General features: G+C 60.4%; 17 protein-coding genes. 11 read left to right on the top strand and 6 right to left on the bottom strand.

Annotated elements, in window-relative coordinates:
* Positions 1-73 precede the first annotated feature (73 nt).
* On the bottom strand, positions 74-1,528 hold the full coding sequence (gene thiI / locus J9870_RS01710) for a tRNA uracil 4-sulfurtransferase ThiI (RefSeq protein WP_210642424.1): 1,455 nt from the start codon (positions 1,526-1,528) through the stop codon (positions 74-76).
* Between the two features lie 328 nt (positions 1,529-1,856).
* On the opposite strand from thiI, the gene glnA reads away from it, so the two are divergent.
* The 6 genes from glnA (at position 1,857) to ntrC (ending at position 8,024) form a co-directional block, all read left to right on the top strand.
* Positions 1,857-3,263: a type I glutamate--ammonia ligase gene (gene glnA, locus J9870_RS01705; protein WP_003196860.1), complete on the top strand. Its 1,407-nt coding sequence runs from the start codon at positions 1,857-1,859 to the stop codon at positions 3,261-3,263.
* A 121-nt stretch (positions 3,264-3,384) separates the two neighbouring features.
* Positions 3,385-3,948, top strand: coding sequence for a chorismate mutase (locus J9870_RS01700; protein ID WP_210642423.1), 564 nt, complete (start codon positions 3,385-3,387; stop codon positions 3,946-3,948).
* Between the two features lie 188 nt (positions 3,949-4,136).
* Positions 4,137-4,655 (top strand): DUF4124 domain-containing protein, encoded by a 519-nt coding sequence (locus J9870_RS01695; RefSeq protein ID WP_210642422.1) that lies wholly within the window; start codon positions 4,137-4,139, stop codon positions 4,653-4,655.
* Positions 4,652-5,275, top strand: coding sequence for a DUF4124 domain-containing protein (locus J9870_RS01690; RefSeq protein ID WP_210642421.1), 624 nt, complete (start codon positions 4,652-4,654; stop codon positions 5,273-5,275). The genes J9870_RS01695 and J9870_RS01690 overlap by 4 nt, the downstream gene beginning before the upstream one ends.
* Before the next feature lie 230 nt (positions 5,276-5,505).
* On the top strand, positions 5,506-6,591 hold the full coding sequence (glnL, locus tag J9870_RS01685; RefSeq protein ID WP_210642420.1) for a nitrogen regulation protein NR(II): 1,086 nt from the start codon (positions 5,506-5,508) through the stop codon (positions 6,589-6,591).
* Positions 6,588-8,024 (top strand): nitrogen regulation protein NR(I), encoded by a 1,437-nt coding sequence (gene ntrC / locus J9870_RS01680; protein ID WP_109751990.1) that lies wholly within the window; start codon positions 6,588-6,590, stop codon positions 8,022-8,024. The genes glnL and ntrC overlap by 4 nt, the downstream gene beginning before the upstream one ends.
* 524 nt (positions 8,025-8,548) lie before the next feature.
* Here ntrC and J9870_RS01675 read toward each other — a convergent pair.
* The gene (locus J9870_RS01675; protein ID WP_210642419.1) at positions 8,549-8,989 is read right to left on the bottom strand and encodes a hypothetical protein; all 441 of its coding nucleotides are present in this window, start codon (positions 8,987-8,989) and stop codon (positions 8,549-8,551) included.
* Between J9870_RS01675 and trmL the strand changes: the two genes are divergently transcribed.
* The gene (gene trmL, locus J9870_RS01670; RefSeq protein ID WP_058546236.1) at positions 8,988-9,443 is read left to right on the top strand and encodes a tRNA (uridine(34)/cytosine(34)/5-carboxymethylaminomethyluridine(34)-2'-O)-methyltransferase TrmL; all 456 of its coding nucleotides are present in this window, start codon (positions 8,988-8,990) and stop codon (positions 9,441-9,443) included. The genes J9870_RS01675 and trmL overlap by 2 nt on opposite strands.
* A gap of 139 nt (positions 9,444-9,582) precedes the next feature.
* Here trmL and secB read toward each other — a convergent pair whose 3' ends face one another.
* From secB to J9870_RS01655, 3 genes are read right to left on the bottom strand one after another with little or no spacing between them, the layout of a single operon-like run.
* Positions 9,583-10,065 carry a protein-export chaperone SecB gene (secB, locus tag J9870_RS01665; protein WP_135843240.1) on the bottom strand — a complete coding sequence of 161 codons (483 nt, stop codon included), beginning with the start codon at positions 10,063-10,065 and terminating at the stop codon, positions 9,583-9,585.
* 40 nt (positions 10,066-10,105) lie between these two features.
* On the bottom strand, positions 10,106-10,360 hold the full coding sequence (grxC, locus tag J9870_RS01660; RefSeq protein ID WP_053148644.1) for a glutaredoxin 3: 255 nt from the start codon (positions 10,358-10,360) through the stop codon (positions 10,106-10,108).
* 1 nt (position 10,361) lies between these two features.
* Positions 10,362-10,775 carry a rhodanese-like domain-containing protein gene (locus J9870_RS01655; RefSeq protein ID WP_135843238.1) on the bottom strand — a complete coding sequence of 138 codons (414 nt, stop codon included), beginning with the start codon at positions 10,773-10,775 and terminating at the stop codon, positions 10,362-10,364.
* A 152-nt stretch (positions 10,776-10,927) separates the two neighbouring features.
* Here J9870_RS01655 and gpmI point away from each other — a divergent pair, with 152 nt between their 5' ends.
* From gpmI to J9870_RS01635, 4 genes are all read left to right on the top strand, one after another.
* Entirely contained in the window at positions 10,928-12,457 is a 1,530-nt protein-coding gene (gpmI, locus tag J9870_RS01650) for a 2,3-bisphosphoglycerate-independent phosphoglycerate mutase (RefSeq protein WP_210642418.1), read from the top strand.
* A 215-nt stretch (positions 12,458-12,672) separates the two neighbouring features.
* Positions 12,673-13,965, top strand: a complete 1,293-nt coding sequence (locus tag J9870_RS01645; RefSeq protein WP_210642417.1) for a murein hydrolase activator EnvC — start codon at positions 12,673-12,675, stop codon at positions 13,963-13,965.
* 32 nt (positions 13,966-13,997) lie between these two features.
* Entirely contained in the window at positions 13,998-15,314 is a 1,317-nt protein-coding gene (locus J9870_RS01640; RefSeq protein WP_210642416.1) for a S41 family peptidase, read from the top strand.
* A 1-nt stretch (position 15,315) separates the two neighbouring features.
* Positions 15,316-16,095, top strand: coding sequence for a divergent polysaccharide deacetylase family protein (locus J9870_RS01635; RefSeq protein WP_210642415.1), 780 nt, complete (start codon positions 15,316-15,318; stop codon positions 16,093-16,095).
* Positions 16,096-16,322: 227 nt separating this feature from the next.
* Here the strand turns inward: J9870_RS01635 and J9870_RS01630 are convergent, their stop codons facing one another.
* Entirely contained in the window at positions 16,323-17,069 is a 747-nt protein-coding gene (locus J9870_RS01630; RefSeq protein ID WP_210642414.1) for an ABC transporter substrate-binding protein, read from the bottom strand.
* Between the last annotated feature and the right edge of the window lie 27 nt (positions 17,070-17,096).

The following is a 17,096-nucleotide window of genomic DNA, read 5'->3' as shown; positions in this document are numbered from 1 at the left end:
ACAAAGCCGTTACAGCCTGTCGGCGGCGTCGGGGGGCCGGTGACGCAGGCCACAGGCAAACAGCCCCGGGCACTTAGCTCGGTCGATAAACGCGCACATTGGCATGCCCCTCACTGAGCAAATGGTGGGCATGCAGGCGACTCATCACGCCTTTGTCGCAATACAGCAGGTACTGGCGAGTAGGGTCCAGTTCCTTGAAACGCGCGTTCACTGCATAGAACGGCATCGTTTTTACCTCGATGCCGGCGACACTCAGCGGGTCGTCTTCAGCGTCGTCCGGATGACGGATGTCGATGATGATCTGACCGGCCAGCGCTTCGCCGACTTCTTCAATCTGGATGTCCTGGCCCAATTCATCGATGACTCGATCGATTGGTACCAGCCTGGCGTTTTCGAGCGCACGCTCGAGCACCGCCATGTCGAATTCTTTCTCTTCGTGCTCCACCCGCCCGCGCTTGGCGTGGGTCTTGGGGTTCACCGAAATGACCCCGCAGTATTCGGGCATGTGCCTGGCGAAGTCGGCGGTGCCGATTTCATTGGCCTGGTCGATGATGTCCTGCTTGTGGCTGGCGATCAGCGGACGCAAGACCAGCTTCTCGGTCACGCAGTCGATCACCGACAGGTTCGGCAGCGTCTGGCTGGATACCTGGGAGATCGCCTCGCCCGTCACCAGCGCATCGATTTGCAGGCGGTCGGCAATTCGTGAAGCGGCGCGCAACATCATACGCTTCAAAATGACGCCCATATGACTGTTATCGACTTTGCCGAGAATCTCACCCAGGACTTCTTCGAACGGCACACTCACAAATAACACGCGTTGGGAGCTGCCGTACTTCTTCCAGATGAAGTGCGCGACTTCCATCACGCCCAGTTCATGGGCGCGCCCGCCGAGGTTGAAGAAGCAGAAATGGCTCATCAAGCCGCGACGCATGATCTGATAGGCAGCGACCGTGGAGTCGAAACCGCCGGACATCAGCACCAGGGTCTGCTCCAGCGAACCCAGCGGATAACCGCCGATGCTGTTGTGCTGGCTGTGGATCACGAACAGGCGCTGGTCGCGAATCTCGATACGTACTTCGATCTGTGGGTCTTTCAACGAAATACCGGCCGCACCGCACTGCCGGCGCAGCTGGCTGCCGACGTACTTTTCCACATCCATCGAACTGAACGGGTGCTTGCCGGCACGCTTGCAACGCACCGAAAAAATCTTGCCGGCCAGGGCATCACCATAATGAAGCATGCACTTGGCAAGGATGTCGTCGAAATCCCCCAGCGGGTATTCATCGACCTGCAGGAAGTGCGCGATACCCGGCATGCAGCTCAGGCGCTCGGTCATTTCCTTGAGGATCCTGGGTTCGCTGACGCGGGTTTCCAATTCGAGGTTGTCCCACACGCCGTTCACCACCACGACCGGGTCCAGATCACGGAGCACAGTGCGGATGTTCTTGGCCAACTGGCGGATGAAACGCATCCGTACCGGGCGGCTTTTGATGGTGATCTCGGGGAAGACTTTTACGATTAGTTTCATGAAAACAGCGCGCGAACGGCCAGCCGAAAAAGGGGGGCGCGGATTATAGCGGAAATTGCTCAAGGTTTAACCAGTTAATGTGCAGATGGTTTTGCATGCACCAAAACAGGTCATTATCGATTGACGGCGCCACATTGCAGTGCGTTATTGTCTGACAATCTGCGATTTACGCCTTCAAAAGCGTGGATTTGGTGCAAAAAACCCATGCTGGGGCACTGGCATGCAATTTGCTCCCTTGTGAGGCAGGTTGCCTTGGCAGAGTATTCGCGCCGGCATCACCCATATCTAAGGGCACTCCACTACCCGCCCGAAGCCACCCGGAGGACATATGTCGAAGTCGGTTCAACTCATCAAAGATCATGACGTCAAGTGGATTGATCTGCGCTTCACTGACACCAAAGGTACTCAACATCACGTGACCATGCCGGCCCGTGATGCGCTGGACGACGAATTCTTTGAAATCGGGAAAATGTTCGACGGCTCCTCCATCTCTGGCTGGAAAGGCATCGAAGCCTCCGACATGATCCTGATGCCGGACGACGAAACCGCCGTCCTGGACCCGTTCACCGAAGAGCCGACCCTGATCCTGGTCTGCGACATCATCGAACCTTCGACCATGCAAGGCTATGACCGCGACCCACGCGCCATCGCCCACCGCGCCGAGGAATACCTGAAGTCCACCGGTATCGGCGACACCGCTTTCTTCGGTCCTGAGCCTGAATTCTTCATCTTCGACTCGGTCAAGTTCAAGTCCGACATCTCCGGCTCCATGTTCAAGATCTTCTCCGAACAAGGTTCGTGGATGTCCGACCAGGACGTGGAAGGCGGTAACAAAGGCCACCGTCCAGGTATCAAAGGCGGTTACTTCCCGGTTCCACCGTTCGACCACGACCACGAAATCCGTACCTCCATGTGCAACGCACTGGAAGAGATGGGTCAGACCGTCGAAGTTCACCACCACGAAGTGGCGACTGCCGGCCAGAACGAAATCGGCGTGAAATTCAACACGCTGGTCAAGAAGGCTGACGAAGTCCAGACCCTGAAGTACTGCGTACACAACGTTGCTGATGCATACGGCCGCACCGCGACCTTCATGCCTAAGCCTCTGTACGGCGACAACGGTTCGGGCATGCACGTTCACATGTCGATCTCCAAAGACGGCAAGAACACCTTCGCAGGCGAAGGTTATGCCGGCCTGTCGGACACCGCCCTGTACTTCATCGGCGGTATCATCAAGCACGGCAAGGCCCTGAACGGCTTCACCAACCCGTCGACCAACTCCTACAAGCGTCTGGTACCAGGCTTCGAAGCCCCGGTCATGCTGGCCTACTCGGCTCGCAACCGTTCCGCCTCGATCCGTATTCCTTACGTGAACAGCCCTAAAGCCCGCCGTATCGAAGCTCGCTTCCCGGATCCGGCTGCCAACCCGTACCTGGCCTTCGCTGCACTGATGATGGCCGGTCTGGACGGTATCCAGAACAAGATCCACCCTGGCGATGCCGCTGACAAAAACCTGTATGACCTGCCGCCTGAAGAGGCCAAGGAAATCCCACAGGTTTGCGGCAGCCTGAAAGAAGCCCTGGAAGAGCTGGACAAGGGCCGTGCGTTCCTGACCAAGGGCGGCGTATTCAGCGATGACTTCATCGATGCTTACATCGCACTGAAAAGCGAAGAAGAAATCAAGGTTCGCACCTTCGTACACCCACTGGAATATGAGCTGTACTACAGCTGCTGATCCAGTAAACGCCGCCACGCACGGCGTGAATAAAGAGAGGCCTCCTTTGGGAGGCCTTTTTTATGGACGCAGGTTACGTGCATGATGACTCGTCGCCCCCTCATAGAAGACGAGACTGCCCATGACTTTGCGCTTCAAACTCTGCCTTGCCCTGTCTGCCGCGCTGCTGGCCTCCACCGCCGAGGCCGCCTCTGCTCCTGCCCCGGACGCCCTTACCCCACTGCTCAACGCCATTGGCGAACGCCTGGCCCTCGCCGATCAAGTGGCGCTGAGTAAATGGGACAGCCACAAACCGGTAGAAGACCGTCAGCGCGAGCGCGAAGTCATTGCCGCCGCCGTCGCCCAGGCACCGGTCTACAAGCTGAGCGGCGAAACCGTGGAAGCATTCTTCGCCGCCCAGATAGAAGCCAACAAACTGGTGCAGTACATCAATTTGTCCGACTGGGCCCTGGAAGGTAAGGCCCCGGACCTCCCACGCCCGGACCTGGTGGGACAGATCCGTCCGCAACTCGACCGACTGCAAAAACGCCTGCTGCAACAACTGGCTGACTTCGCCCCCTACCGCACCGACCCGCAGTGCCCGCAATGGCTGGCCCAAGCCACCCACCACAACAAGCAGCACCCGGTGCACCGGCTCGCCCTGATCCGGGCGACTGCTGAGCTGTGTGTCTTCACAAAATCCTAAAGACAACAATCCACCCTGTGGGAGCGAGCTTGCTCGCGATGAGGCCAGCACATCCAACATCCTGGCGACTGACACACCGCCATCGCGAGCAAGCTCGCTCCCACAGGGGATTGAGGGCAACAACTTGGGCCAACCGCTTCACCTGACCTATGCTGCAACCCATCACTTTTCGTTTCGGTCAATTTTCCATGGGTCGTGGTTTTTCAATCATTCTGTTGCTGCTGTTGGCGTTGCCTGCCGCCGCGCAGATCTACAAGTACACCGACGCCGACGGCAACACCGCCTACAGCAACCAGCCGCCCCAAGGTGTACCGGCCCAGACGGTGGAACTGCCGCCGCTCAACAGTATCGAACGCCAGCCCTCAACCAGCTCGGACGCACCCACGGACCCCATCGCCAAGGACGAGCCGCGCAATGCCTATGAGGTGCTGGAGCTGACAAATATCCCCACCGAGGAGGCCTTGCGCGCCAATAACGGTACTTTCACCGTTGGCGTCCGCGCCCAACCGCGCCTGCAAAGCCCTCAGCTGTTCCGCCTGCTGCTGGACGGCCAACCCTACGGCCAGCCAACCAATGTACCGCGCCTGCAATTGGTGAATATCGATCGGGGCGAGCATAGCCTGGCGGTTCAAGTCATCGACGGGGACACGCTCGTGCAACAGAGCGAAACCGTGACCTTCACCGTGCAGCGGGTGCACCAGCCATGATCCGCTGGCTGCTCGCGCTGGGCCTCGCGCTGGCCGCGCAGCCGGGCGTGGCGCAGGTCTATACCTACATAGACGCCCAAGGCAATCGCGTCTTCACCGATCAGCCGCGACCCGGCAATGCCCGAAAAGTTGAGCTACCACCTGGCAATCGGATGCCGCCGCCTCCCGCCAGCGCAGCACCGGTGCCAACAGCGAAGAACCTGCCCGAGCCGCTTTTTCGTTATGAAATGCTCCGGCTATTGATCCCGGAGCCGGACGCCACGATTCGCAGTACCGCCGGAGAATTGATCGTCAGTGTCACCAGCGAACCCGGATTGCAAAAGGGCCACCGCTACCGTCTGCTACTCGATGGCCAACCTACCGGCGCACCGGGACCCAGCCCAGTGTTTGCCTTGAGTAACATTGACCGAGGCAGCCATCATCTGGCGGTGGAAATCCTCGATGAGCAAGACCGCATCGTCGAACGTACCGCCAACCAGCCGTTCCACATGCAACGTACGTCCTTGGCGCAGAAGCGCCGTATCAAGCCCTGCGCCACCGCCGATTATGGCCAACGCCCCGAATGCCCCCTCGCCGATAAACCCGAAGAAGAGAAAAGCAGCATCCTGCCGTTCTTCTAACACCGTTCAGGTTTGCGCACTATATTGGTGCATGTGTTTGCACCCTTCCCAGATTTCAACCCAATTTGGTTCGAAAGTACCCGCAAAAACTGGCAGAACGCCACGTAAACGGGCGAATAAAGCCCTTTTGAGGCTCTAAACGCTTCTTTTCGGAGCCTTGGTTTGGTTTTTGCATTTTCCTTGTACCAGCGCGTCATACGCGTGCTTGCTACGCTCCAAAAGAGGTCCTGATGACCATTAGCGACGCACTACACCGCTTGCTACTCGACAACCTCACCACCGCGACCATCCTGCTCGACGCCGAACTGCGCCTCGAGTACATGAACCCGGCGGCGGAAATGCTCCTGGCCGTTAGCGGCCAGCGCAGCCATGGGCAGTTCATCAGTGAGTTGTTCACCGAGTCTGCCGAAGCGCTCAACTCCCTTCGCCAAGCGGTGGAGCAGGCTCATCCATTCACCAAGCGCGAAGCCATGCTCACCGCACTGACCGGCCAGACCCTGACGGTGGATTACGCGGTCACACCAATCCTGAACAACGGCGCCACCTTGCTGCTGCTGGAAGTGCACCCGCGTGATCGCCTGCTGCGCATCACCAAGGAGGAGGCCCAGTTGTCCAAGCAGGAAACCAGCAAGATGCTGGTGCGCGGCCTGGCCCATGAAATCAAGAACCCCCTCGGCGGAATTCGCGGCGCCGCGCAGTTGCTCGCCCGTGAACTGCCGGAAGAAAGCCTCAAGGACTACACCAACGTCATCATCGAGGAAGCCGACCGCTTGCGAAACCTGGTGGACCGCATGCTCGGCTCGAACAAGCTACCGTCCCTGGCGATGTGCAACGTCCACGAAGTGCTGGAGCGTGTCGGCAGCCTGGTGGAAGCCGAAAGCCAAGGTTGCATCACCTTGGTGCGCGACTACGATCCGAGCATTCCAGACGTCTTGATCGACCGCGAGCAGATGATCCAGGCGGTACTGAACATCGTGCGCAACGCGATGCAGGCCATCAGCAGCCAGAACGAGCTGCGCCTGGGCCGCATCAGCCTGCGCACCCGGGCCATGCGCCAGTTCACCATCGGCCACGTGCGCCATCGCCTGGTGACCAAGATCGAAATCATCGACAACGGCCCGGGCATCCCTGCGGAACTGCAGGAAACCATTTTCTTTCCCATGGTCAGCGGTCGTCCGGACGGTACCGGACTGGGCCTGGCCATCGCCCAGAACATCATCAGTCAGCATCAGGGCTTGATCGAATGTGAAAGCCACCCCGGCCACACCACTTTCTCGATCTTCCTGCCACTGGAACAAGGAGCCACATCGACATGAGCCGTAGTGAAACCGTGTGGATCGTCGATGACGACCGTTCTATCCGTTGGGTCCTGGAAAAAGCCTTGCAACAGGAAGGCATGACCACCCAGAGCTTCGACAGCGCCGATGGGGTGATGAGTCGCCTGGCGCGTCAGCAGCCGGACGTCATCATCTCCGACATCCGCATGCCTGGCGCCAGCGGCCTGGACCTGTTGGCGCGGATTCGCGAGCAGCATCCGCGGCTACCGGTGATCATCATGACCGCCCATTCCGACCTGGACAGCGCCGTGGCGTCCTACCAGGGCGGGGCCTTTGAGTACTTGCCCAAGCCATTCGACGTTGATGAAGCAGTGTCGCTGGTCAAGCGCGCCAATCAACACGCCCAGGAACAACAAGGCATGGAAGAGGTGCCGGCCCTGGCCCGCACCCCGGAAATCATCGGCGAAGCGCCGGCGATGCAGGAAGTGTTTCGCGCCATCGGGCGCCTGAGCCACTCCAACATCACCGTGCTGATCAACGGCGAATCCGGCACTGGTAAAGAACTGGTGGCCCACGCCCTGCACCGCCACAGCCCACGGGCGGCATCGCCGTTCATCGCACTGAACATGGCGGCAATTCCCAAGGACCTGATGGAATCCGAGTTGTTCGGCCACGAAAAAGGCGCGTTCACCGGCGCGGCCAACCTGCGGCGCGGACGCTTCGAACAAGCCGACGGCGGCACGTTGTTCCTCGATGAAATCGGCGACATGCCGGCCGACACCCAGACTCGCTTGTTGCGCGTACTGGCGGACGGTGAGTTCTATCGGGTGGGCGGGCATACGCCGGTCAAGGTCGATGTGCGCATCATCGCCGCGACCCACCAGAACCTGGAAACCCTGGTTCACGCTGGCAAGTTCCGCGAAGACTTGTTCCACCGCCTGAACGTGATCCGCATTCATATCCCGCGCCTGGCGGATCGTCGCGAAGACATCCCGACCCTGGCCCGCCACTTCCTCAGCCGCGCGGCCCAGGAACTGGCGGTGGAGCCCAAGCTGCTCAAGGGCGAAACCGAGGAATACCTCAAGAACTTGCCGTGGCCGGGCAACGTGCGCCAGCTGGAGAATACCTGCCGCTGGATTACGGTGATGGCGTCGGGTCGTGAAGTGCACATCAGCGACCTGCCTCCGGAACTGCTGAGCCTGCCGCAGGACTCGGCCCCAGTGACCAACTGGGAGCAAGCCTTGCGCCAGTGGGCCGACCAGGCCCTGTCCCGCGGCCAATCGAGCCTGCTGGACAGCGCCGTGCCGAGTTTCGAGCGGATCATGATCGAAACCGCCCTCAAGCACACCGCCGGTCGCCGTCGCGACGCCGCCGTATTGCTTGGCTGGGGGCGCAATACCTTGACCCGCAAGATCAAGGAATTGGGGATGAAGGTCGATGGTGGGGATGATGATGATGGGGATGAGGGCTGATCGCTCTGTAACCCTTCGCTGCATTTGAAGACCCAATCGCGAGCAAGCTCGCTCCCACAGGGTTCAGTGGTGTTCACGCGCTCGCGAACACCGAAAATACATTGTGGGAGCGAGCTTGCTCGCGATGCTTTTAAAGGCTTCATGCACCGCATCAATGCACGGCGAACCGCAATTGCGCATGCCGCGCGAGCCTCAGCCAACCGGTAAACGCGGAAAAAAACAGCCCATACAAAAGAAAAAGCCCCGGAATACGGGGCTTTTCGCACCATCAGCAGATTTTTTGTGACAAGCCATTAAAAACTGGCACGCCCCCTGCAATAACTCAATCACTACCCAGTTTCGGGGACCTTGGTACAGGCAGGCCGGGGATTCCCCATTTTATACCGGGCTCATCGAGCCCACTGTTTTGGGGGCCTTGATACAGGCAGGTCAAGGTTTCCCTTCTTTACACCAAGGGCTATGCGCCGAGCGCGAGCCCTCCCGTTTTGGGGACCTTGGTACAGGCAGGCCGGGGATTCCCTCTTTTATTGCTCCTGGAGATGGATCTCCAGCCGCCAGCGATCATCGACTTCGCTGCCGGCCCACTCCCCCCGCAACGGACGCGCCGCTACCAGCGTCAGCAACAACCCCTTGTCACTCAAACGCACCCGCCAGTTCACGTCCTTGCCGTTGAGCTTGAGTTGGCCTTTCTCCGGTCGACCTTCTGCTTCGAACAACAGAGCCACCGAGCCGTCAATGACTTCCCCGTGCAGCTTGGGTTCGTTGTTGAACCAAGCCACCAAGGCCCCGTCAGTCACTTCGATCCGTTGCAGCTCGCTCGGGTCGGGCGTGGTCAGGCGGCCAATCATCAGCCCGACCATCACGCCGAAGATCGCCAGGGAGCCCATCACCCGAGGCATTAGCTTCGAACGTTCATCAGTTTGCAGCGTAGAATGCCGCTCATCTTTATCTGCGGAGCCGTGCATGTTTCACGTCATCCTTTTTCAACCGGAAATTCCGCCGAACACCGGCAATGTCATCAGGCTGTGCGCCAACAGCGGCTGCCACCTGCATTTGATCGAACCACTGGGTTTCGAGATGGACGACAAGCGCCTGCGCCGAGCCGGCCTCGACTACCATGAGTATGCCACCTTGCAGCGTCACGCCGACCTCGCCAGTTGTCTGGAAAGTCTAGGGCATCCGCGCCTGTTCGCCTTTACCACCAAGGGTTCGCGGCCATTCCATGACGCCAGTTTCGTCGCTGGCGACGCATTCCTGTTCGGCCCGGAAAGCCGTGGCCTGCCGGCCGAGGTGCTGGACGCCCTGCCCGCCGACCAACGCCTGCGCCTACCGATGCGCGAAGGCTGCCGCAGCCTGAACCTGTCCAACACCGTGGCGGTGGCTGTCTACGAGGCGTGGCGGCAGAACGGTTTCGCTTGAATTTCAGCCTGCCAGAAACACCTGTGGGAGCGAGCTTGCTCGCGATGGTGGCCAGTCAGTCAACATCAATGCTGATTGATCAACCGCTATCGCGAGCAAGCTCGCTCCCACAGGTCTTGTGCCTGGCTGACAGCGCCGCTTACTGAACGGTCGCGCCGCCTTCTTGCTGCATGCGTTGCAGCTCTTGGGCGTACAGGGCGTCGAAGTTCACCGGGGCCAGCATCAGGGCCGGGAACGAACCGCGGGTCACCAGGCTGTCCAGGGTTTCGCGAGCGTATGGGAACAGGATGTTCGGGCAGAACGCACCCAGGGTGTGGCTCATCGAAGCGGCATCCAGGTTCTTGATCAGGAAGATCCCGGCCTGCTGCACTTCGGCGATGAACGCCACTTCGTCACCATTCTTCACGGTCACCGACAGGGTCAGCACCACTTCGTGGAAGTCATCTTCCAGAGCTTTCTGGCGGGTGTTCAGGTCCAGGCCTACGCTCGGCTCCCACTGCTGGCGAAAGATCGCCGGGCTTTTCGGGGCCTCGAAGGACAGGTCACGGACATAAATGCGCTGCAAGGAGAATTGCGGTGCGGTTTCTTCTTCGCTGGCAGCTGTGTTCTGTTGGTCAGTCATCGCAGATCCTTCTTACTTTCAGGTTCTATTAATAGGAAATTCAGGCCTTGAGCATCGCGTCGAGCTTGCCGGCGCGCTCCAGGGCGAACAGATCATCACAACCGCCCACGTGGGTGCTGCCGATCCAGATCTGCGGCACGGAGGTGCGCCCGGCCTTCTGGGTCATTTCGGCGCGCAGCTGCGGCTTGCCGTCGACCTTGATCTCTTCGAAAGCCACGCCTTTGTTCTGGAGCAGGAACTTGGCCCGGGAGCAATAGGGGCAGTAATCGCTGGAATAGACAACGACGTGGGTCATCTCACTTCACCAGGGGCAGATTGTCGGCTTTCCAGCTCGCAACGCCACCGGACAGCTTGGCGGCGGTGAAGCCGGACTTCATCAGCTCGCGGGCGTGAGTACCAGCGTGCTGGCCCTGGGCGTCCACCAGAATCAGCGTCTTGGCCTTGTGTTTTTCCAATTCACCGATGCGCGCGATCAATTTGTCCTGGGGGATGTTCACCGCCCCGACAATGTGACCAGCGGCGTAATCCTTGCTCGGGCGGATGTCCACCACCACGCCGGCATCCTTGTTGACCAGCGCAGTCAGCTCGCCGGTACTCAGGCTACGACCGCCGCCCTGCATCGTATGGGCTACCAGCAATGCCAGCAGTACGACGAAGATACCGACGAGAATGTAGTGGTTAGTGGCAAATTCAATCAGGTGAGCAACCATCGAAGGAGGTTCCAGGGCGTTAAAATGTCGGCCAGTATACACAGCACACAAGGCCGGCCAAACCCCGCCCGGCGGTGACGCCGTCGGAACTTACCTTTAAACTGCCCGTCCCTTTTCCATCGTCTTCTTTTAACCAGCCACGAGTGGATTCCATGACTACCACGCCTAAACCTTTGGTCCTGATGATTCTCGACGGCTTCGGTCACAGTGACAGCCACGAATCCAACGCCGTGTATTCGGCCAAGAAGCCTGTGCTGGACCGCTTGTGGGCCACCGTGCCGAACGGCCTGATCTCCGGCAGCGGCATGGACGTCGGCCTTCCGGACGGGCAGATGGGCAACTCCGAAGTCGGCCACATGAACCTCGGCGCCGGCCGCGTGGTGTATCAAGACTTCACCCGCGTGACCAAAGCGATCCGCGACGGCGAATTCTTCGAGAACCCGACCATCTGCGCCGCCGTGGATAAAGCCGTGGCCGCCGGCAAGGCCGTGCATTTCATGGGGCTGCTGTCCGACGGTGGGGTGCACAGCCACCAGGATCACCTGATCGCCATGGCCGAACTGGCGTTCAAGCGCGGTGCCGAGAAAATCTATCTGCACGCCTTCCTCGATGGCCGCGACACGCCGCCGAAAAGCGCCACCTCGTCGATCGAACTGCTGGACGCCACCTTCCAGGCGCTTGGCAAGGGCCGCATCGCCAGCATCATCGGCCGCTACTACGCCATGGACCGCGACAACCGTTGGGACCGTGTGGCCCAGGCCTACAACCTGATCGTCGACGCCAGCGCCGAATTCAACGCCGCCACGGCCCAGGAAGGCCTGCAAGCCGCCTATGAACGCGGCGAAAGCGACGAGTTCGTCAAGGCCACCAGCATCGGCGAACCCGTCAAAGTCGAAGACGGCGACGCCGTGGTGTTCATGAACTTCCGTGCCGACCGTGCCCGCGAGCTGACCCGCGTGTTTGTCGAAGACGACTTCAAGGAATTCGAACGCGCCCGCCAGCCGAAACTGGCCGGCTTCGTGATGCTGACTCAATACGCCGCCAGTATCCCCGCACCGTCGGCCTTCGCCGCCGGCAGCCTGGAAAACGTATTGGGCGATTATCTGGCGAAAAACGGCAAGACCCAGCTGCGCATCGCCGAAACCGAGAAATACGCCCACGTGACGTTCTTTTTCTCCGGTGGCCGTGAAGAACCGTTCCCAGGCGAAGAGCGCATCCTGATCCCATCGCCGAAAGTCGCGACCTACGACCTGCAACCGGAGATGAGCGCACCGGAAGTGACCGATCGCATCGTCGAGGCCATCGAGAACCAGCGTTACGACGTGATCGTGGTCAACTACGCCAACGGCGACATGGTCGGCCACAGCGGCGTGTTCGACGCGGCGGTCAAGGCTGTGGAATGCCTGGACACCTGCGTTGGCCGCATCGTCGAGGCGCTGGAGAAAGTCGGCGGCGAAGCACTGATCACGGCCGACCACGGCAACGTCGAGCAGATGTCCGACGAATCCACCGGCCAGGCCCATACCGCCCACACCACCGAGCCGGTGCCGTTCATCTATGTCGGCAAGCGCAACTTCAAGGTCCGCGACGGTGGCGTGCTGGCTGACGTGGCACCGACCATGCTCATGTTGCTGGGCATGGAGAAGCCAGCGGAGATGACCGGGACGTCGATTCTGGTCTGATTCACCGCAAACCCTGTGGGAGCGAGCTTGCTCGCGATAGTGATCTTTCAATCGACATATTTGTTGAATGTACTGACGCCATCGCGAGCAAGCTCGCTCCCACATTGGTTTTGGTGTTTTTTGGGCCAGTTATCACACAGCCCCAAATGGGCGTTTTTTTTGCAGCGTGGGGCGGGCATACTAGGCCGTCCCTTTCCCTGGTGTCGCCCGCCTCTATGCTTCGCGTCCTGATAGCCCTCGTTCTGACCTGCCTGCTCCAACCGGCCTTTGCCGACGAGCGCGCGCAAACCCAACAGCAGTTGGAAGCCACGCGTCAGGACATCGCCGAGCTGAAAAAACTGCTGGGCAAGCTGCAGGAAGAGAAATCCAGCGTGCAGAAAGACCTGCGCGGCACCGAGACCGAGATGGGCAAGCTGGAGAAACAGGTCGACGCCCTGCAAAAAGAGCTGAAAAAAAGCGAATCCGAGTTGCAGCGGCTCGATGGAGAGAAAAAAAAACTCCAGAGCGCGCGCACTGAACAGCAAAAGCTGATCGCCATCCAGGCCCGAGCCGCCTACCAGAACGGTCGCCAGGAGTATCTCAAGCTGCTGCTCAACCAGCAGAACCCCGAGAAATTCGCCCGCACCCTCACTTATTACGATTACCTGAGTCAGGCCCGCCTGGAGCAACTCAAGAGCTTCAACGAAACCCTGCGCCAACTGGCCAACGTCGAAAAAGACATCGAGATGCAGCAGGCCCAGTTGCTGGTGCAGAAGAGCAGCCTCGACACCCAGCGCGACGAACTGGAAAAGGTGCGCAAGGAGCGCCAGGTGGCGCTGGCCAAACTCAACGACGACGTGAAAGCCCGCGACAGCAAGCTCAAGGCCCGCGAGCAAGACCAGGCCGAACTGGCAAACGTATTGAAAACCATCGAGGAAACCCTGGCCCGCCAGGCTCGAGAGGCCGAAGAGGCGCGCCAGAAAGCGCTGATCGCCCAGCAGGAAGCCGAAAAAAAGCGTTTGCGTGAAGCCCAGGCCGAAGCTGACTCCGGCGATGCACCGCGCAAGCCGGTCAAATCCAGCCCTGGTGCCCTGGTTTCCAGCGATGGCGAGACCTTCGGCGGTGCTTTTGCGTCGGCCCGGGGCAAACTTCCATGGCCGGTCAATGGTCGATTACTAGCGCGCTTCGGTGAAACCCGCGGTGACGATACCCGCACCAAGTGGGACGGCGTGATGATCAGCGCTTCGGCCGGCAGCCAAGTGCATGCCGTGCATGGCGGGCGCGTGGTATTCGCCGACTGGCTGCGCGGTGCCGGCCTGCTGGTGATCCTCGATCACGGCAACGGTTATTTGAGTCTGTATGGCCACAACCAGACGCTGCTCAAGTCGGCGGGAGATGTGGTCAAGGCCGGCGAGTCCATCTCCACGGTCGGTAACAGTGGCGGGCAGGATACGCCAGCACTGTATTTCGCTATTCGTCAGCAGGGTCGCCCCAGTGACCCGGCCCAATGGTGTCGTGCGCAAGGATAAGCGCGCCCATCCTATTAAGGAGTTCGTTCGACATGCTGCATTTGTCCCGCCTTACCTCGCTGGCCCTGGCGATCGCCCTTGTGATCGGTGCTCCCCTGGCTTTTGCCGCTGAACCGGCTCCGTTGCCGCCAGCCACCACGGCCGCGACCACCAAGGCCCCGCTGCCGCTGGACGAACTGCGCACCTTTGCCGAAGTCATGGACCGGATCAAGGCCGCCTATGTCGAACCGGTGGATGACAAGATGCTGCTGGAGAACGCCATCAAAGGCATGCTCAGCAACCTTGACCCACATTCGGCCTACCTGGGCCCGGACGATTTTGCCGAATTGCAGGAAAGCACCAGCGGCGAGTTCGGTGGCCTGGGCATCGAGGTCGGCAGCGAAGACGGTTTCGTCAAAGTGGTCTCGCCAATCGATGACACCCCCGCCTCCAAGGCCGGCATCCAGGCCGGCGACTTCATCGTCAAGATCAATGGCCAGCCTACCCGCGGCCAGAGCATGACCGAAGCCGTGGACAAAATGCGCGGCAAGATCGGCCAGAAGATCACCCTGACCCTGGTGCGCGATGGCGGCACACCGTTCGACGTGACCCTGACCCGTGCGGTCATCCAGGTCAAGAGCGTGAAGAGCCAACTGCTGGAGTCGGGCTACGGTTACATCCGCATCACCCAGTTCCAGGTCAAGACCGGCGAAGAAGTCGCCAAGGCCCTGGCCAAGATGCGCAAGGACAACGGCAAGAAACTCAACGGCCTGGTCCTGGACCTGCGCAACAACCCTGGCGGCGTGTTGCAGTCGGCGGTGGAAGTGGTCGATCACTTCATCACCAAGGGCCTGATCGTCTACACCAAAGGCCGTATCGCCAATTCCGAGCTGCGCTTCTCGGCCACCGGCAACGACCTGAGCGAAGCCGTGCCATTGGTGGTGCTGATCAACGGCGGCAGTGCTTCGGCGTCGGAAATCGTCGCTGGTGCCCTGCAGGACCAGAAGCGGGGCGTGGTCATGGGCACCACCAGCTTCGGCAAGGGCTCGGTGCAGACCGTATTGCCACTGAACAACGACCGTGCGCTGAAGATCACCACCGCGCTGTACTTCACGCCCAACGGCCGCTCCATCCAGGCCCAGGGCATCGTCCCGGACATCGAGGTGCGCAAGGCCAAGATCACCAACGAGCAGGACAGCGAGTACTTCAAGGAAGCCGACCTGCAAGGCCACCTGGGCAATGGCAACGGCGGCGCCGACAAACCGACCGGTTCCGGCGCCAAGGCCAAGCCGATGCCGCAGGATGACGACTACCAGTTGGCCCAGGCCCTGAGCCTGCTCAAAGGACTGAACATCACCTCCGGCCGCTGAGATGGGCCGGCGCTTCATCCTCGTCCTGTTGTGCCTGCTGGCGGGAGCCGTTAACGCGGCTCCCGCCAGCCCTTCCTCGCCGCACAAGGCGTACCTGAGCCTGATCATCGACGACCTGGGGCAAAACCTGCCCCGGGATCGCCGGGTATTGGCCCTTCCCGGCCCGGTCACTGCGGCGATCATGCCCGACACACCCCACGCCGCCGAATTCGCCCGCGAAGCCCATCGCGCCGGCAAGCTGGTCATGCTGCACATGCCCATGGACCCGGCCACCGGGCCGTTCGCCTGGCACCCGGAGCTGTCCATCGAAGAACTGGGCAAACGCCTGGACGCCGCATTCGCGGCCGTGCCCTACACCAGCGGGATCAACAACCACATGGGCAGCCGCATGACCGCCCAACCCCAGGCCATGGCGTGGCTGATGGCGAATTTGCAGCAGCGCCACAAGTTCTTTGTCGACAGCCGCACCAGCGCCCAGACCGTCGCCGCCGCCGAGGCGCAGAAGATCGGCCTCGCCAGCGTCTCGCGGGATGTGTTCCTGGACGACGAGCGCACCGAAGCCGCCATTGCCCATCAACTGCAGAGCGCCATTGACCTGGCCCGCCGACAGGGCTCAGCGGTGATGATCGGCCACCCCTACCCGCAAACCCTGGCGGTGCTCGAACGCGAACTACCCAGGCTCAAGGCCCAAGGCATCGAATGGATCGACATCAAGTCGATGATCAGCCTGCGCAGCAATCAGGCGATGGCTGGGCATGGGAAAGATGGGGTTTATCGGTAGCGGCGACAGCGTAGGCCCTGTCTCAAACCGAGTCGCCGCCATCGCGAGCAGGCTCGCTCCCACATTAATCCACGGTGAACACATTATTTGCAGGCAACCCACAGTACCTGTGGGAGCGAGCTTGCTCGCGATGACGGCTGTGCATTCAACATCTCTACAAGCTGACCCACCGCTTTGGCGAGCAAGCTCTCTCCCACAGATTTGCGCATCCGGAACCGAATCGGCGGTCAGAGATACCGCGCCATGATCGCCTCCACCGCACCTTCCTTGCGCAGCTCATCCAGCGCCGCTTGCAGTCGGGCGACCACGTCGTCAGGCACGTCTTTGTTCAACGCCAGGTACAACTCGGCGCTGTTGAATCGCAGTACGGTCTTGAGATCGTCCACCCCTTCCTGACGCGCCAGGTAACGCCCGGCCGGGTCACCGGTGGCCCATAGGTCGATTTGGCCGCTGAGCAGTTTTTTAGCGTTGTCCTGATCGCGCAATACGACAATCGGGTTCAGCCCTTGCTTGGTCAGCGTCTCGGCAATCGCGTCGCCCTTGTAGGCGCCGATCTTGTATTTACGCGCCTGCTCCAGCGAGTCGAGGGCTATCTTGCTGTCAGCCTTGGCGAGCATGATCCAGTCGTCCGGGCCGATAGGGCCGACCCATTTGAAAAGCTTTTCACGCTCTGGCAACCGCGCCATGACAAACACACCGTAACCAGGATTTTCCAAGGCGAGCTTGTAGATTCGCTCCCAAGGAAAACGCAGAGTCAGGCTGTAGGAGATATCGGCGCGTTTGAACATCTCGCGGACGATGTCCACGGCGATGCCATTGATATTTTCGCCCTGGGCGAAGTTCTTGCCATTTTTCGCCATGTTGTATGGCGGGAAGTTTTCCGTCAGCAACACCAATGAGGTATCGGCGGCGCGGGTGGTGCCTGCGAGCAGCAACGTGACGCCGGCAAAGGCAAGAACGAGACGTTTGAGCATGTCGGGCTACCGCAATCCATGGTGTGC

This window comes from Pseudomonas sp. Tri1 (assembly GCF_017968885.1).
Lineage (GTDB): Bacteria > Pseudomonadota > Gammaproteobacteria > Pseudomonadales > Pseudomonadaceae > Aquipseudomonas.
This window is presented reverse-complemented; position numbering and strand designations above follow the sequence as displayed.

Excerpts from the sequence above, each read along its gene's own strand:
- J9870_RS01635 (WP_210642415.1), top strand. The coding sequence starts at position 15,316 with ATGGGCCGGCGCTTCATCCTCGTCCTGTTGTGCCTGCTGGCGGGAGCC.
- J9870_RS01700 (WP_210642423.1), top strand. The coding sequence starts at position 3,385 with ATGACTTTGCGCTTCAAACTCTGCCTTGCCCTGTCTGCCGCGCTGCTG.
- secB (WP_135843240.1), bottom strand. The coding sequence starts at position 10,065 with ATGACTGACCAACAGAACACAGCTGCCAGCGAAGAAGAAACCGCACCG.
- glnA (WP_003196860.1), top strand. The coding sequence starts at position 1,857 with ATGTCGAAGTCGGTTCAACTCATCAAAGATCATGACGTCAAGTGGATT.
- J9870_RS01675 (WP_210642419.1), bottom strand. The coding sequence starts at position 8,989 with ATGCACGGCTCCGCAGATAAAGATGAGCGGCATTCTACGCTGCAAACT.
- glnL (WP_210642420.1), top strand. The coding sequence starts at position 5,506 with ATGACCATTAGCGACGCACTACACCGCTTGCTACTCGACAACCTCACC.
- J9870_RS01690 (WP_210642421.1), top strand. The coding sequence starts at position 4,652 with ATGATCCGCTGGCTGCTCGCGCTGGGCCTCGCGCTGGCCGCGCAGCCG.
- gpmI (WP_210642418.1), top strand. The coding sequence starts at position 10,928 with ATGACTACCACGCCTAAACCTTTGGTCCTGATGATTCTCGACGGCTTC.
- trmL (WP_058546236.1), top strand. The coding sequence starts at position 8,988 with ATGTTTCACGTCATCCTTTTTCAACCGGAAATTCCGCCGAACACCGGC.
- J9870_RS01695 (WP_210642422.1), top strand. The coding sequence starts at position 4,137 with ATGGGTCGTGGTTTTTCAATCATTCTGTTGCTGCTGTTGGCGTTGCCT.
- J9870_RS01645 (WP_210642417.1), top strand. The coding sequence starts at position 12,673 with ATGCTTCGCGTCCTGATAGCCCTCGTTCTGACCTGCCTGCTCCAACCG.
- J9870_RS01655 (WP_135843238.1), bottom strand. The coding sequence starts at position 10,775 with ATGGTTGCTCACCTGATTGAATTTGCCACTAACCACTACATTCTCGTC.
- thiI (WP_210642424.1), bottom strand. The coding sequence starts at position 1,528 with ATGAAACTAATCGTAAAAGTCTTCCCCGAGATCACCATCAAAAGCCGC.
- J9870_RS01630 (WP_210642414.1), bottom strand. The coding sequence starts at position 17,069 with ATGCTCAAACGTCTCGTTCTTGCCTTTGCCGGCGTCACGTTGCTGCTC.
- ntrC (WP_109751990.1), top strand. The coding sequence starts at position 6,588 with ATGAGCCGTAGTGAAACCGTGTGGATCGTCGATGACGACCGTTCTATC.
- J9870_RS01640 (WP_210642416.1), top strand. The coding sequence starts at position 13,998 with ATGCTGCATTTGTCCCGCCTTACCTCGCTGGCCCTGGCGATCGCCCTT.
- grxC (WP_053148644.1), bottom strand. The coding sequence starts at position 10,360 with ATGACCCACGTCGTTGTCTATTCCAGCGATTACTGCCCCTATTGCTCC.